The sequence below is a fragment of the Rhodococcus sp. BP-349 genome (assembly GCF_019835845.1).
GTDB lineage: Bacteria > Actinomycetota > Actinomycetes > Mycobacteriales > Mycobacteriaceae > Rhodococcoides.
This window is the reverse complement of sequence record NZ_JABUDR010000001.1, coordinates 689,012-704,401: the sequence shown is the minus strand read 5'-3', so window position 1 is coordinate 704,401 and position 15,390 is coordinate 689,012. Positions and strand designations below refer to the sequence as shown.

Below are 15,390 nucleotides of genomic sequence, written 5' to 3'. Positions count from 1 at the left end.
CCGAGCCCGGAGGCGGGTATCGGAATTACGACAATCGACGAGCCGATGTGTCGGTGGATCCACAGCAACCGTCAGACATGGGCAGGTGGCGAAGAGGTCAACGAGGGCCGATCCGCACGGAGACTGTCGGCGAACTCGTGGTGTTCACCCGCGATCAGGCACGCCAGGATACGGCCCGCCACCGGTCCTGTGGCCATACCGGAAGCGTGACCGATGGTGGCGTAGGCGCCGTCCACTCTGTCGACCACCGGTAGCAGGTCTGCCGTCGTGCTCTGCAGCCCCGCCCACAGAGACGTGACACCGAAGGTGCTGTACTCCGCGTACCGATCGATCGTCGTGGAGATCATCGACTGCGTCGCACGCATGCTGATGTGCGGGTTGAGCGAACCGGTGATGTCGATACTGGATCCGATGTGGAGAGAGCCGTCCGAGAACTGCGTGATGGAGTCGTCGTAATCCCAGTCGGACGGTGTCGCGTCCGGGTCGTCGCGGACCACACCGAGCGGGTTCGGCGCCGCGAAAGCCTCGCGACGGAACCCGGGCAGGTCGGTGAGCGCACCACAGGACGCCACTCCGCGTGGACCGTGCATGACCACGCTCGGTCGTTGGGCGAGCGGCTGCGTGACGATCTGGCCCATCCGGCTCGTGGTCAACGCGATGGAGACACCCTCGGCGTCCAGGCCCCGCGCCCATGCGCCCGTTGCCCACACGACGCCCGGTCCGTGAACGTCGCCACGGGTGGTCCGCACTCCGGTGATGGTGTCCCCGCGTCGGATCGTCGACAGCACCGGGGTGTTGTCGAACCGTTTCACACCCGCCTCGGTGCAGCTGGTCGCGAGTGCGCGAACGAATCGCTGAGAATCGATCTGAGCGTCCTCAGCGCAGTACACTGCCCCGATCGCGGTCGACGGGAGCAGGGGCGCGTGCGCGAGTGCGTCTGCGCGCGTGACGAATTCGACGCTGAGACCGTGGCGTCGCCTGTCAGCGACGTAGTCGGCGAGGATCTCCTGCTGCTCGTCCGTCTCGTAGAAGAACAGACCACCACGGGTGCGGTGGTCGAATCCACCCCCGATGCGGTCCGCGTACTCGGCGTAGAGGGCGGCGCCTGCCCGTGCCAGATCGAGCTCCAGGCCGCCGCGCTGTAATTGCAGCCACACGGCGCCCGGATTTCGACCCGAGCCGCCGAACGCCGCGAATCGCTGGTCCAGGACCGCGACGTCGTAGCCTCTCGCTCGCAATTCGTACGCAGTACACATTCCAGCGATGCCGGCACCGACCACGATGACGTCGGCGGTGGCGAGTGGTTCCGAGGCGACCATGACGGGTCTCCTTCCCGAGCGTGCAACGATGACCGCACACTACGTCAGTCGACCTCGCCCGAACGACAGTAGAACACCAGTGATCGGACTGCGGGTGTCGTAACTATTCCATCGGCGGCCCCGACAGATGTCGGTAGTGTGCTCGACACCCGGGAAGAAAGGCTGTCATGTCCAGCACGACGGCGGAGTGCACGCTGGGCACCGTTCTGGGCGAATTGGGTTCTGCGGCATCACTCATCGGCAACAGTGGCGCGTGGCTCGATCGCAAGGTGAGCGGTGCCGTCATCTGGCTCGCCGCCGACCCGCTGCCAGTCGACACCCAGCAACTGGTCGTCTGTCCGGAAGCCCTCATCGACGTGGCCACGGTCCGCGCTCTGCTGGACGGCGCAGAATCGCGCGCCGTGGTCGTTCGCGCCCCTACGGACCAGACGATCGCCGAGTACATCCTCGACCGCAGCCGCACCCACGCGATCGTCGTCCTCGAACAGGGCGGAACGCCCGCTGACGCCATCTCGGCCACCGAGCGTGCCGCGCAGAGTGTCGACGAGTCGGTGTCACGTCGACTGGCATCCCTTCAGCGGACACTCAGCCGTGCGCTGGCAGACCGCTCCACCATCGAGAGTCTCGCTTCTCGCCTGAAGAAGCTCTGCAATGCGACCATCGTCCTGCTCGATCGAAACGGCGACGTCCTCCATGCCACCGGGCCTGTTCCGCTGTCACTGCTCTTCGGAGAGATCTCAAAGACGCACTCGGAATCGCAGATCATCGACATCGACGGATGGCACGGCGTCGCGACACGACTGGAGGACTTCGACGAGCCCGACGAGCATCTCGGCTGGCTCGTCGCGACGTCACGGCGTCAACCCTTCCCCGATCCGTATGTGATCTCGGCAGTTCACATGGCCGCGACGCTCGTCGAGGTCGATCGCCGGATGACGACCATCTCCCGCGCCCAGGAGCGGGCCATCCGCGCCACGGTCCTCGAACAGATTCTGGCGCTGCGCCCGATCCGCGACGATCCGGAGCTTGCGGGACGACTTGCGGGCCTGGGCGTCACCTTCACCGGCGCGGCGCGGGTGGTAGTGCTGCGACCGGTCCGCTCGACCCGAAAGGCACGGTTGGCCGAAACACTCGAACAACTCGCAGCCGCCACTGCCGCGACGCTCGCCGCCGCGAGCGTTTCACACCTGATCACGGTGCGGGACAACACGGTGACCGTGCTGGCCCAGGCCGACACTCCCGAGATCGCAGCACTGCTGTCACGTCAGTCCGGTCCAGTGAAGTTTCAGTGCGGAATCGGTCGACGGATCACAGTGGTCGCAGATGCGGCAGACTCCTACCACGACGCACAGCTCGCTGTGCAGTCATTGCGCCGCAGCGGATCTCAGAAGACGACGATGAGTTACGAGGACTTCGACCTCGCCACTGCTCTCTTCTCCGACGTAGGACTCGATCAGATGGCCGCTCGCGCCGAGGTGTACTTCGCCGGTATTCGGGATCGGGAGGCGTTGATCGACGGGCTGCGCGCATACTTCGATCACGGTCAGAACATCATCGCTGCTGCGGCCGAACTCGACATCCACCACAATTCCCTGCGCTACCGACTGTCGAAGATCGAGGAAGCGCTCGGTGTCCACCTGAAGGACGCCGGCGACATCTCGTCCGTCTACCTCGCGTTGACGGCGCTGGAACTCAGCGGCAAACTCGACGCACGCACGGCACGGGTGACTCGTCGCAACTCCGGCCACGCACGCGCCGCCGACATCGCAGCCAGCGGCACCCCCACCGACTATCCCGGCACCGAAGCCGGCCCGGGCGTCGTCATGGACGATAGCTGACCTCGTACATCCCGCCGGTGCGCGCCGCTCGGCCCGTCGGCCGACCGAGCGGCTGTCCGCACACCTGCCGGGAGGGTCCCGGTCAGACGTCGATGTTCGACATGACGTGCTTGATCCGGGTGTAGTCCTCGAATCCGTACATCGACAGGTCTTTTCCGTACCCGGAGTGCTTGAATCCTCCGTGCGGCATTTCCGTGACGGTTGTCAGATGGGTGTTGATCCACACGGTCCCGAAGTCGAGGTCCCGCGATGCGCGAAGAGCCCGCCCGTGGTTCGAGGTCCACACACTTGCCGCCAGTCCGTAGTCGACCTCGTTGGACCACGTCATGGCCTCCGCCTCCGAGTCGAACGCCTGGACGGTGATCACGGGTCCGAAGACCTCCGTCTGCACTTGCTCGTCGTTCTGGCGCAGACCCGAGACGATCGTCGGCTCGACGAAGTACCCGCTGTCACCCTGCCTCGATCCCCCCAGTTCCACTCGCGCATGCGAAGGCAGCCGGTCGAGGAGGCCGGTGACATGCCGCAGCTGGTTCTCGCTGTTCAACGGCCCGAAAGAGACACCATTGTCGTGTGAGGAACCCGTCCGCACCCCTGCGGACGCCTCGACGAGAGCCGCCACGAAATCCGCGTGGATCTTCGTGGACACCAGGACTCGGGTGGCCGCAGTACAGTCCTGGCCGGCATTGACGAAACCGCCGGCCGACACGGCCGCTGCCGCAGCAGCGATATCGGCATCGTCGAAGATCAGCACGGGCGCGTTTCCACCCAGCTCCAGATGAACCCGCTTGAGATCGGAGGCTGCCGACGTGGCCACATCGATCCCCGCCCGAACCGAACCGGTGATCGCCACCAACTCGGGCGTCCTGTGGGCAACCAACGCTCGGCCCGTGTCCCGCCCTCCGCACACGACGTTCAGCACGCCGGCGGGAAGGATGTCCTGACACAAGCGGCCGAACACGGTCGAACTGGCCGGGGTGGTATCGCCAGGCTTGAGCACGACGGTGTTGCCCGCGGCGAGGGCAGGGGCGATCTTCCACGCCATCATCATCAGCGGATAGTTCCAGGCAGCAACCTGCCCGACCACGCCGATGGGCTCACGCCGGATCCACGAGGTGTGCCCGGCCATATACTCCCCGGCCGAACGTCCCTCCAGGATTCGCGCGGCGCCGGCGAAGAATCGGAACACGTCCGACGATGCCGGGATCTCCTCGGCGAGGGTCTGTGCGTACGGCTTGCCGGTGTCACGGACCTCGAGGTCGGTGAGTTCGGCAGCGTGCGCATCCATGGCGTCGGCGATCCGAAGCAGGGCCGTGGATCGGTCCTGCGGCGTCGTCCGTGCCCATGCGCTCTGCGCGGCCGCTGCCGCGGAGTAGGCACGGTCGATGTCGACCTCGTCCGACAGGGGTGCCTGCGCGTAGACGTCGCCCGTGCAGGGGTCGTACACGTCGTAGGTCCGACCCGATGCACTGCCGACCTCGCGGCCGCCGATCACGTTGTGAAATTCGGTCATCATGGATATCTCCTAGTCGCTGGTGATGTCGGCCAGTCGCGCGTCGGCGTAGTCGGCGGCAAAGCGTGCACTGTTGAGTGCGCCCTCCATCCAGGTACGCCACACGGAATCGTCGACATCCGTTCCCGCGAGGACGATTCGATCTTCCGGCCGGTTGAGAACGGCCAACGAGTCCAAACCTTCGTGAGCGCGGTCCACGCGATAGGTGCCGTCGAAAAGAGGATCGGCGTTCCAGTCGTGGTGGTCCACGGCGAGGACCTCGACATCCGGGTAGTACTGGCGGACCGCAGTCTGCACCGCCGCCCGATCGTTCAAGTCGATGTCGTTGTCGCCGCCCTCACAGCCGAAGGCGTAGAGGATGTCGCGATCATCGTCGACCTGGTAGGCGTGCGAGATCATCTGGAATGTTCCCGTGCCCAGTGCGAAGGGTCGGCCTCCGAGATTTCGAACAAGGATGCTGGGTTTGGTGGCCCGGCTCACGTGATTGTGCGCGAGCACCCTCTGTTTCGCGGGGTCGAGTCCCGGGACTATGTCGATGTGACGCATGACGTTGGTCGGTGTCGCGAGAATGCAGACTCGCGCGTCGACATGCTGCCCGTCCACGGTGGATACCGTGATGCCATCGGAATCCTGCGCGATCCGGGCCACTGTGTGCTCCAGCCGCACCTCCAGTCGCGATCGGTCGATCATCGCGTCCAGCAGACTGACACTACCGCCGACGAAACGCTCGGACAGCGCAGTGACGAAGCCCGTCGTGGAGTGGCCGTAGGCGGCCACCTGAGCGACGATGTGCAACATCGACATCTCCGAGCACGGTGCACCGGCGTAGCAGGAGATCATCCCGTACAGCAGTTCGCGGGTCAGATCCGGCAGTTCCAATCCGGCGAAGAACTCGTCGGGAGTGACGTCGATGTCCCTGATCGGTTGTTCACTGAGCGGTCGGTTGGTCGCCACCCGATGAGAGGCATCTCGCAAGAACGCCAGGGCACGTTCGAGATCGGCCAGCTCGTCCGCAGGCACAGGCATGAACCGTCGGCGGCCGCCGGTATAGAAGGATGCTCCGGTGACGGAAGGATCCTCCTTCACCGTGATCGCATATCGCTGCGTCTCCCGCCTCATGTGCGGTTGCAGCGATCGGTTGATCCAACTCCCCCCGAAGTCGACGGTGAGATCGAGTCCGGCGAAGGGGCGGTTGTACGTCCTCCCGCCTATCCGGTCCCCCGCCTCGAGCACCACCACGGAACGACCGCGGTCGGTGAGATCGCGGGCGGCGGTGATACCCGCGATACCGGCACCGATGACGACGGCGTCGTAGCGTTCGTTCGACATGAGTTCTCCTGAGGTCTCGGTGCTGGTCAGAATGTAATGAGAGGTTTGATCACTCCGCGACGAGCTCGGAGGTCGGCCACGGCCTGGTCGACCTCGTCGAACCGGTAGCGGTGAGTGATCATGGGCGCCGGATCGAGGCGACCCGTCGACACGAGCCGCAGCACACGACCCAGTCGTTCGTTACCGGTTCTCGCAAAATTCGACAGCACGGTCTTGTCACCGACACCCCATCCCCAGTGAGCCAACGGAATCGACAGCTCGGCGTCGGGTGGACCGTTGTACGAGCTGAGCACCGAGATGACGCCGCCCAAGCGAGTCACCTCGACAGCCCGCGGAAAGGACTCACGAACGCCACTCGCCTCGACGGCGACGTCGACGCCGTGACCCTCCGTGAGCCGGTCGATCTCGGCGACGACGTCGTGCTCGGCAAGGTTGAGGCACACGTCCGCGCCCATCGCTCGAGAGACGTCTTCTCCGCCGGCACGGGCCTTGACGGTGACGACCAGCCCTGCCCCCGACACCCGACCGCCGGCCGTGGCGCCGAGCCCGACGTGGCCTTGACCGAACACGGCGACCACGCCCCCGAGCGGCAGGGCGGCCTGCTCGTACGCGGACGTACCGGTACATAAGGAATCAGCCGCGCACACCGCAGCCCAGTCCTCCACTCCATCCGGAATCGGAGCGAGGTTTCGACGCGCGTCGGGCACGGTGAAGAACTCTGCGAGGCTACCGTCGCGGCTCACTCCGGAGCTGTACGCACCCCACTCGCGTCCACCGCAATGTCCGTCGTAGCCCCGCTGACAGTTCCGGCAGCGTCCACAGCTGGTTCCGGAGGACACCGCTACCCGGTCACCGATTTCGAAACCGTCGACGTCATGTCCCAGTGCGTGCACAGTGCCGACCGCCTCGTGTCCCAACACTCTTCCGTCGGGGACATCGATGTCCCCGACGAGTGCTGCGATATCGGCGGAACACATCGACGCTGCGGTCGTCCTCACAATGGCGTCGGTCGGACCCGGGACCGGTACGGGTCGTGTCTCGAGGATCGCCGAGGCCCCCCGCCTCACCAGTGCACGCATGGTCATCGGGTCATGGCCTCCGCTTGAACATCACGAGCCATTGACCTTCCTGGACCACCTCGTCGCGCTGGTTCACAACTTGGACTTCGAACGAGATGATTCCGCGGTCGGGCTTGGACGACGACGGCCTGACCTCACCGACCGACTGCTCGACGCGGATGGTGTCACCGATCTTGACGGCGCCCTTGAGTGACCAATTCATGCCGAGGAATGCAATGGCGGTGCCCTCTTTGATACCGAGGCGCGATTCCAGTCCTGTCGCGATGGCGAACACGCCGGGACCGTGGAAGATTCTGCCGCCGAACTGCGTCTGTGAGGCGAACTCCTCGTCCGTGTGCAACGGGTTGTAATCACCGGAGATCCCGGCGAAGTTGACCAGGTCGGCCTCGCCGATGGTGCGCGCGGGCGAGGTCCAGCTCTGTCCGACCTCGAAGTCATCGAGGAACATTCCACCGCCGATGCTGGTATCGGCCGAACGAGTTGCTACGTGCTGTGACATTGAAGCTCCTGACTGTTGTATTCGAGGTCGAGTCTGTCAGCGCAGTTACCGCGAGCAGTACTGTGAGCACGCCGGTGATCAGCCGTGTCTGTAGGAAATTCTCCTACGAGTTCGGCGTCACGACCGTGCGGACGGTGCTGCCAGGAGTGCAGCGACGGCGCGGCGGTCCACCTTGCCGCTCGTGGTGTTCTGCGGGAGCGCGTCGAGCACGACGTACTCGGTGGGTACCTTGAACGACGCGAGCTGCTCGGCGGCAAACGTGCCCAGGGCATCCGCGTCGAGGGCGGCGTCGTCTGCGAGGACGACGGCTGCGACGACCTTCTGGCCGTAGATCTCGTCGGGAAGGCCCACCACGGCGACCGCACGAACACTGGGATGGCAGTGCAACACTCGCTCCACCTCGGCGGGTGAGATGTTGCTCCCTCCGCGAATGATCATGTCCGACAGACGACCTACGACATGGACGTATCCGCGCTCGTCGACACGCACGAGGTCACGCATGCGGTACCAGCCGTCGACCATGGCCTCGGCCGTGGTCGTCGGGTCGTCCCAGTAACCCAGCATCAATCCGGGCCCTCTTCCCTGGGCCTCTCCCACCATCCCGCGTTCGACCTCTCGGCCTCGGTCGTCGACGACTCGGAACTCGTTGGTCGGCACGACAGTTCCCGCGGCACCGCGCACAGGGGTGGGATCGACCGTGGGATCATACGTGACCAGCGGGAAACACTCAGTGGCGCAGTAGTTGTCGAGCACGGAAACCGCCGTGTGAGACGCCCAACGATCGAAGGCTGCATCGTTCCGCGCCTCACCGCCGGATACGCAGAGTCGCAGGCTGCTCACGTCGGGCTTGTCGACAGTGGTGTCGAGGTGCCGAACAAGTTTGGTGAACATGGTGGTCACGCCACCGAGAAAGGTCCCGCGGTGATCGGCGATGGCATCGAGAATCATCTGCGGTCGAGAGCGCCGTAGCGCGATGACGGTGCCGCCGGCGTACAGCGTCGCCATGGAGGTCGACGCGAGACCGAAGAGCCACGCCATGGGCAACGCGACGACGGTCCGATCCTCTCGGCCGAGATGCCACACGGACGTGAAGGTTTCGGCTCCGTTGAGCAGCGCAACGTCCGAGACCATGATGGCCTTGGGTCGATTGGTGGTGCCCGAGCTGTAGGTGATCAGACGCAACCGCGCACGGACATGGTCGGGGCTGGGCGCCGTGTCCGCGCGGACCGAGTTCACGGTGAAGTCCTCGCCGTCGATCATGGCGGTCGGACGATGGTCGGTGAGTGCAGCGGCCACGGCGGGCGCGGAGGCCCGGTCCACCAGCACCAACGCTGGGTCGGCGCCGGCGATGCTGTACGAGAGGTCGTCCTTCGCGCTGGACGGGTAGATGGTGACCAGAGCCCCGCCTGCCTTCCACACCGCGAGTGCGGTGATGAGGAAGCGGGCGGAGTTCTCCGCCACGAGAGCCACCCGCTGTCGCGGAACCATTCCGGCGCGGACGAGGATATCGGCACGCCTGCCGACCTCGGTCATCATGTCGCGATACCCGACAGTGCCGCCCTCATCGATGAGGGCGGGGTGGTCGGGCATCTCGGCGGCGCTGTTCTCGAGTACCGCGAGGTAGTACGCCATACGGTCGTCCATCAGTTCTCTCACTTCTCGTCTACGTGCGTGACCGGCCAGCTCAGGGCGGTGATGACACCGTCTCCGAGGGTGCAGCTAATCATTCGGAGTCTCCTGAGATGGACGGTGCGATGTGGCTACTGCGCAGCGCGTCTGCGACATCGGCCGGAAGTGGGCGGGCGGTGGCGGCGACGGGGTCGACAGCGACGTACGTCAGCTCCATCTCCGCGATCGCCGTGTTCTCACGCGTCACCCGTGTGAGCATTCGGAAACTCGACCGTCCCACATGGGTGCAGGCCACATCGACGGCGAGGACGTCCTCGAAGCGCGCCGGCGAGGTGAACTCGACCGCGGCTCTGACCACCGAGGGGTCCACTCCCGCAGCGAGGAGCCGTGGGTACGGCCACCCGGCCGCGCGCACGAACTCGGTCAGACCCACGTCCGCGATCTCCAGGAACCTGCTGTTGAAGAGGAACCCTTGGGCGTCGGTCTCGTGGTAACGCACCCGGTGGTGCAGTACCACCGGCATCAGTAGTCGACTTCGGAGCGCAGGGAGGCGAACACCTCGGTACGGCGCAGGGACAGGCCGGGTGCTTCGGGGTTGGCTCGAGACTTCTCGACGAGAGCGTGGTCGAGGTCGGCGAACACGAGGTTCTCACGTTGATCCTCCGCAATCGCGAGGAGACCGTCGTTGATGCCGAACGTCCGATCCACTGGGGTCGACACCAGTGCGTTGCCTACGGCGTAGAGGGTTGCGTCGACAGGAAACCCACTGTTGCCGACGAGCGCCGACATGACCACGAAGAGCTGGTTCTCGATGGCGCGTGCCTGGCATCCGACGCGCACACGGTGCACGCCGCGGCGGTTCCAGGTGAGGGATGGGCAGATGATGAGGTCGACGCCGCGTGCCACCAGGTAACGGGACAGCTCGGGGAACTGGATGTCGGCGCAGATGAGTACCCCGGCGGTGAACGGCCCGATCGTGGTCACCAGCACCTGATCGCCGCCCTGCGCACCCATCGAGTGCTCGTTGGGTGTCAGGTGGATCTTGTCCTGGAACTCCACTCGCCCGTCGGGGTGAGCGATGACCGCGGTGTTGCGCAGCGAGCCGTCCTCGGCGATGCGGTTGTGACTACCCCCCACGACGACGACATCGTGTTCCACAGCAAGGGCGCTGACACCGCGGACTATGTCGTGGAACAGAGGCGCGAGAATGTCGCGGTAATCCGAGATGATGGTGGCCGCCGTCACCTCGTGGTCGGCGATCGAACCGAGCAGCCCGGTGCTGGCGAACTCGGGAAGAACCACCAGTTCGGCCTCGGCCTCGGCAGCGCGGCGCACCATATCGCCCATGTGCTCGAGGAGTGAGTCGACACTGCTCTCCGAGCGCAGCTCGAATGTGGAGGTCGCGATCCTGAGGGTGGTCATTGCGTCAGCTCTCCTTGTGTTCCTGCGGCCAGCCGGCCGCTGCCAAGTCGGTCCGGAGATCACGCCGCGACACCTCGTAGTCGACGGTGTCGCGGGGAATCGATCGCTGCACCTTCCGCGAAGTCATTTCTTCCGAGATGTGGGCCACGATGCCGGGCAGCGTTCCGATGATCGCCAGGGCAGTGGACTCCTCCGGGGTGAAGCCGAGTGCCACTGTGATCGCGGCCATCACTGCGACGTCGTTCATGGGGAAATGCTCACGACCGGGAGTCTTGATGAAGGCGCGGTGCACGGCCTCGTACAACTCGACCGGCTCACCCCACAACCCCGCCTCGACGGCGATGTCCTTCAATATCTGCGCACGCGGGTCGACGTTCCTGAACACCGGGTGGCCGAAGCCGGGGATGCGACGCTTGTTCGTGCGGGCGTCCGCGACCACGTCGTCGGCGAAGGCGTCCATGTCGGTGGCGCCCGACTCGACGAAACTCCGATGCGTCTCAGCGATGAAGCGGGCGGTGTTCTCGGTGGCCAGCCCGTAGTCCCCGGCACTCAATGTCGCAGCGGCCATGCCGGCCTGCATGTTCGGGTTGCACGACACGACGTAGCGTGCTGCCGCGGTACCGGACTTCTCCAGGCCGTAGTCGAGGACACCGGTCATCACCGCATCGAGGACACGGGTCTCCTGGGGAGACGGCAACCGCCCCTTGATCATGAGGTAGATGGACGCAGTGAAGGACAGACCGATCAGATCGTCGAGCTTGTAGCCGCGGACGTACACCGTTTCCGGCGTGATCTCGCTGATCTCGGTGTGCCAGTACTTCGAGGTTTCCGTGCTCTCACTCATACGCTGCTTCCGGTCGAATGTGGATGGGTGACGTCGCTGAGGCCGACGTTAGGCCGTTCGAACGCGATAAGCCGCTGGCGTACCAACCAAGGGAACGCGAATCCATTGGAAGCCTCACGATGGGTGGGCGAGATCGCCCACTCATCGCGTCGAGTCCATGTCGTGGTTCCAGGTGACTACAGGATGGGGTTCTTCGGAAACCCCTCCACCAAGGCGAGGCGCTCGTCTGCATAACCACTGACCGATACGGATTTCTCACCCGCGAACACCATGGTGCTACGAGTTCGGTCGTCCCATCGGGGCCAATCGAGAGCGGGAGACGACGGATTGCCGTCACGCGCGAAACGTGCCCATGCCGCCATCATCTCTCGTGACAGTCGAGCTTGATGGTTCTGCGGATCGGCCGCTGCACGCGCGGCGTCACTGTCGAGACCGTCCCACGCTGACTCATACGACAAGATTCCGAAAACCAACGGGATCTCACCGGCGTGCACCGCCCATTGACCGCCGAAACACGGTGTTTCCCAGGTGCACTCGTACAAGAACACATCCCCTGCGTTCTGGGCGGCTTTGAGGTCTGCTTGCTGCCGTGCGTCCCGGAAGAACGCTGGATCCGATGTCATGGCGGCCAACAGATGGTGTCGGTCGGCCGTCGGCTGTAGCGCCCGGTGCCCTTCCAGGAACCCTCGGTACTGCTCCGGGGAGAGTGCAGGCGAGAAGCTCGCTGCCCGAAATCGTTGCTCCAGCTGAGCGTCGTCCGCGATCGGATCGGCAAAATCGGGTTGGAAGAGCACGATCTCGTGGGTGTTGTTGCCGATCATCATCGCGACACCAGCGCTTTCTGCGGGCGCGCCGCCCTCCCACGTCTGGTGCGGCATGAAGTCACCGTCGAGTACAGGTCCATACGGGGCCCCGAGGTCACCCGATACCGCCTTCAGCTCTGCGACCCCGATCTGCTGCAATCTGTTCACGTCGAAGGTGCCGTCACCCAGCTTCGCCAGCGTGGCGCGCGCCGCTTCCGTCGCTTGCTCCCTGGTCTGAATCTCGAGCGCCGAACCGGACTGCACGATCGCCCGATGGAACAATCCGCGTGCGGACGGCGTAGCGAGCAGAGAGCTGACCTTGCCGCCGCCACCCGATTCGCCGAACACCGTCACGTTCGACGGGTCACCCCCGAACGCCGCGACATTGTCGCGGACCCAGCCCAGCGCAGCGACCAAGTCGCGCTGCCCGAGGTTGCCGTCGCCGGCCAGTTCCGGGACCAGATCGCCGAGCCACATGTAGCCGAATGTGTTGAGCCGGTGGTTGACCCCGACCACCACGACATCCTCCGTGCGCGCCAGGTTGGCGCCGTCGTACAGAGGAGCGCCGGCGGAACCGACCTGATATCCGCCACCGTGTATCCAGAACATGACGGGCTTGCCCGCGCTGCCCGACTCCGGAGCCCAGACATTGAGAACCAAGCAATCTTCGGACTCTGGTTGCGGATCCAGCCAGGGCGAAAGGTCGGCGTTGGTCTGGACAGACGGGTGACCCAAGGTACGGGCATCTCGTTCTCCCGACCATGGGACCACCGCACGAGGAGCCCTGAACCGCAGGTTGCCGACAGGAGGCGCTGCGTACGGAATCCCCTTGTAGACGTTCAATCCGTCAGAATTGATGCCGCGCAACGACCCGGCAGCAAGTCGAACGATCGGGTCCTCGCCGGTCGCGGCCGACTGCGTACCTGTACCGGCCGCGGCACCCTGCTCGGACCCCGTGGAACAACCGGTGACGACCAGCATGCTTGTTGCTGCAATCTTGAGAAAGCTTCGGCGCGAACTTCGCGGACTACTGCTCATCTTCAACCCTTCGATCGTGGAACTACGAACAGATATCGGCGCATGGAGTCGACTCCGTCGTGGAGCCTGCTCCACACCGAGAGAACGCTGAGTCCTCTCCTCCATGGCCTTCTCCGCGTGCACACAGCACTCGTTCCGCGGCCGCTGTCAGCGATCCATTCGTCCCGAACCTGCGCACTCGTCCTGCGCCGAGCATCGGTGCAGTTGCCTACGGAGTGATCCGAGCCGTCGTCGTACTCGCGAGCCCGGACCACCCGCGGACACGCTACGAGTCCTGAGTCACAGCGCGTACTGGAAGTAGGCCAAACAGAACAATGATTGTTGGCCTCCGACCAGGAAGTCTTCCGCGAGACAGCAGATAAGAGGCCCGTGATGTCAGGGAAGCGGCGGGATTCTGCGAACCGCCGGCTCATGTGTCCCTCACCTGCTCCTACGGTTCACCCGGGGCAATGGTTCGGCGAGCACTTACGCAGCCTCGTCTCGCCCGTACGATTTCCTTCCACGCCGCCCATGCTCGGGACGAGACCGAGCACCGGAAACTCCTCCCCGCCCAACCGCGCCACCACCGCGTCCGGCCCCGCCACCGCATGCAGTGTCGCCGCTACCTCGACCAGAACGTCGTCGCCGATCGCATGACCGAAATCGTCGTCGACGGACTTGAAGTGATCGATGTCGACAAGGCACGCCTGCAGCGAAACATCGAAGGAGCAGGCCTGATCGAGCATCACCGTCACCCGTGCGGTCAGCCCCCGACGATTGAGCAGGCCCGTCAGCGGGTCGGTGTCGGCAAGATCGACCAGGCGTGCCGTCATCGCCGTGACGGACGAGCGCAGCGATGCCATCAGAATCGTCGGCACCAGCACGGTGGTGATCGTCGCCCACGCCGCGACGAGTCGGACCCCCCCACCGTGACGGCGGTGAACACGCGGACCGCCGCCAGCGCCCACACCCCGTTCGAGCGCACGAGCGACGGCACCAGGCGCCGTTGCGAGAACGTGCTGTGCCGGTGCCCGTCGTTCTTGCGCGCAGGAGGTTGTCATGTCATATACCCGACCTCGGACCCGAAACGCTCCGGGCAGAATCGCGCAGATCAGTATGGCCGAAATTCTTTGGGGCACAGCGCCCATAGCCTTCGAGATGATCCACTTCCACGCGGCGCTCAGCTCGATCGCAATCAGCGCGCAGCGTCTCGCCATAGCGTCGCTCGTGCTCGTCGTGGCTACCGTTTCCCTGGGGTTGGTTCGCTCGGTAGGAGAGGCAGTACTCGCTCATCCGGCCCGAATCGCGATGCTCGGCGCAGGAATTGCCGGGTACCAGACGTTGTGGTTCGCCTCGATCACCCATGTCGGTTCCAGCACCGCCACGGTTCTGAGTCTGGGGTCGGCAACGGTACTCGTGCCAGCGTGGGAGAGCTGGCGCGCACGCGCACGTCCGTCGACCGGGCGGGAGATCGTCGTCATCGCGGCGGTGATCGGTCTCGTTCTGGTCAGCTCGTCCGCAGAACACGGCGACGCGGGTTCCGGTGATCGGGCGCTCGGGTTGGGGATGGCCACGTGCTCCCTCGTTCTGTACGCGGTGACGACAGTGCTGAGCATGCGTACGACGGGACGAGTGAGGCCTCCTGCCCTCACGACGGCCTCCACAGCGATCGGCGCCGCGTTCCTGTTCCCGATCGCAGCGTCGACAGGTTCCGTCGTGACCTCCGACACCACGTCGTTTCTCGCCCTTGCCTACCTCGGTGTCGTCACCATGACACCGGGGTATCTATTGCTCTACTCCTGTCTGCGTACCGCACCGGCGAGCGCGGCGGTCGTCGCCACACTCATCGAACCCGCCACGGCCACCGAGTTGGCGTTCCTCGTTCTCGGAGATCGACTCACCGTGCCTGCGATGATCGATGTGATCCTCATCCTCGTCTCGATCGGGGTGCTCCACCTCGTCAGCGGCTCCAGGGCCGGGCCCGCCCGTGGAGACGAAGGCACACTGGGGCCCGTCATGTTTCAGAGGATTCACAAACCGGCAGCCCATTAGCCGGACATGCTCCACTGGCTTGCTCCCCGCGACCCCCACTAGCTTTCCT

13 protein-coding genes are annotated in these 15,390 nt (G+C 65.0%); 2 read left to right on the top strand and 11 right to left on the bottom strand.

Annotated elements, in window-relative coordinates; translation table 11 throughout:
• Window positions 1-71 precede the first annotated feature (71 nt).
• On the bottom strand, window positions 72-1,319 hold the full coding sequence (locus HQ325_RS03355) for an FAD-binding oxidoreductase (protein WP_222626696.1): 1,248 nt from the start codon (window positions 1,317-1,319) through the stop codon (window positions 72-74).
• Between the two features lie 167 nt (window positions 1,320-1,486).
• On the opposite strand from HQ325_RS03355, the gene HQ325_RS03350 reads away from it, so the two are divergent.
• Window positions 1,487-3,157: a CdaR family transcriptional regulator gene (locus HQ325_RS03350; RefSeq protein WP_222626695.1), complete on the top strand. Its 1,671-nt coding sequence runs from the start codon at window positions 1,487-1,489 to the stop codon at window positions 3,155-3,157.
• 82 nt (window positions 3,158-3,239) lie between these two features.
• On the opposite strand, the gene HQ325_RS03345 is transcribed toward HQ325_RS03350, so the two are convergent.
• The 10 genes from HQ325_RS03345 to HQ325_RS03300 form a co-directional block, all read right to left on the bottom strand.
• Window positions 3,240-4,667, bottom strand: a complete 1,428-nt coding sequence (locus HQ325_RS03345; RefSeq protein WP_222628842.1) for an aminobutyraldehyde dehydrogenase — start codon at window positions 4,665-4,667, stop codon at window positions 3,240-3,242.
• A gap of 12 nt (window positions 4,668-4,679) precedes the next feature.
• Entirely contained in the window at window positions 4,680-5,996 is a 1,317-nt protein-coding gene (locus HQ325_RS03340; RefSeq protein ID WP_222626694.1) for an NAD(P)/FAD-dependent oxidoreductase, read from the bottom strand.
• Between the two features lie 26 nt (window positions 5,997-6,022).
• Window positions 6,023-7,075, bottom strand: a complete 1,053-nt coding sequence (locus tag HQ325_RS03335) for an alcohol dehydrogenase catalytic domain-containing protein (protein WP_261777907.1) — start codon at window positions 7,073-7,075, stop codon at window positions 6,023-6,025.
• Between the two features lie 10 nt (window positions 7,076-7,085).
• Window positions 7,086-7,574 carry a MaoC/PaaZ C-terminal domain-containing protein gene (locus HQ325_RS03330; protein WP_222626692.1) on the bottom strand — a complete coding sequence of 163 codons (489 nt, stop codon included), beginning with the start codon at window positions 7,572-7,574 and terminating at the stop codon, window positions 7,086-7,088.
• Window positions 7,575-7,691: 117 nt separating this feature from the next.
• Window positions 7,692-9,218, bottom strand: coding sequence for a class I adenylate-forming enzyme family protein (locus HQ325_RS03325; protein ID WP_222626691.1), 1,527 nt, complete (start codon window positions 9,216-9,218; stop codon window positions 7,692-7,694).
• A gap of 79 nt (window positions 9,219-9,297) precedes the next feature.
• Window positions 9,298-9,726, bottom strand: a complete 429-nt coding sequence (locus HQ325_RS03320) for a thioesterase family protein (protein WP_222626690.1) — start codon at window positions 9,724-9,726, stop codon at window positions 9,298-9,300.
• Complete coding sequence (locus HQ325_RS03315) at window positions 9,726-10,625, bottom strand: nitrilase-related carbon-nitrogen hydrolase (protein ID WP_222626689.1); 900 nt, start codon at window positions 10,623-10,625, stop codon at window positions 9,726-9,728. Before HQ325_RS03315 ends, HQ325_RS03320 begins: the two co-directional genes overlap by 1 nt.
• Window positions 10,626-10,629: 4 nt before the next feature.
• A complete protein-coding gene (locus HQ325_RS03310; RefSeq protein ID WP_222626688.1) occupies window positions 10,630-11,469 on the bottom strand; it encodes a citryl-CoA lyase in 840 nt (279 codons plus the stop codon).
• 176 nt (window positions 11,470-11,645) lie between these two features.
• Entirely contained in the window at window positions 11,646-13,253 is a 1,608-nt protein-coding gene (locus HQ325_RS03305) for a carboxylesterase/lipase family protein (protein WP_222626687.1), read from the bottom strand.
• Window positions 13,254-13,747: 494 nt separating this feature from the next.
• Complete coding sequence (locus HQ325_RS03300; protein ID WP_222626686.1) at window positions 13,748-14,173, bottom strand: GGDEF domain-containing protein; 426 nt, start codon at window positions 14,171-14,173, stop codon at window positions 13,748-13,750.
• A 232-nt stretch (window positions 14,174-14,405) separates the two neighbouring features.
• Between HQ325_RS03300 and HQ325_RS03295 the strand changes: the two genes are divergently transcribed.
• Entirely contained in the window at window positions 14,406-15,341 is a 936-nt protein-coding gene (locus HQ325_RS03295) for a DMT family transporter (RefSeq protein ID WP_222626685.1), read from the top strand.
• Window positions 15,342-15,390: the final 49 nt, after the last annotated feature.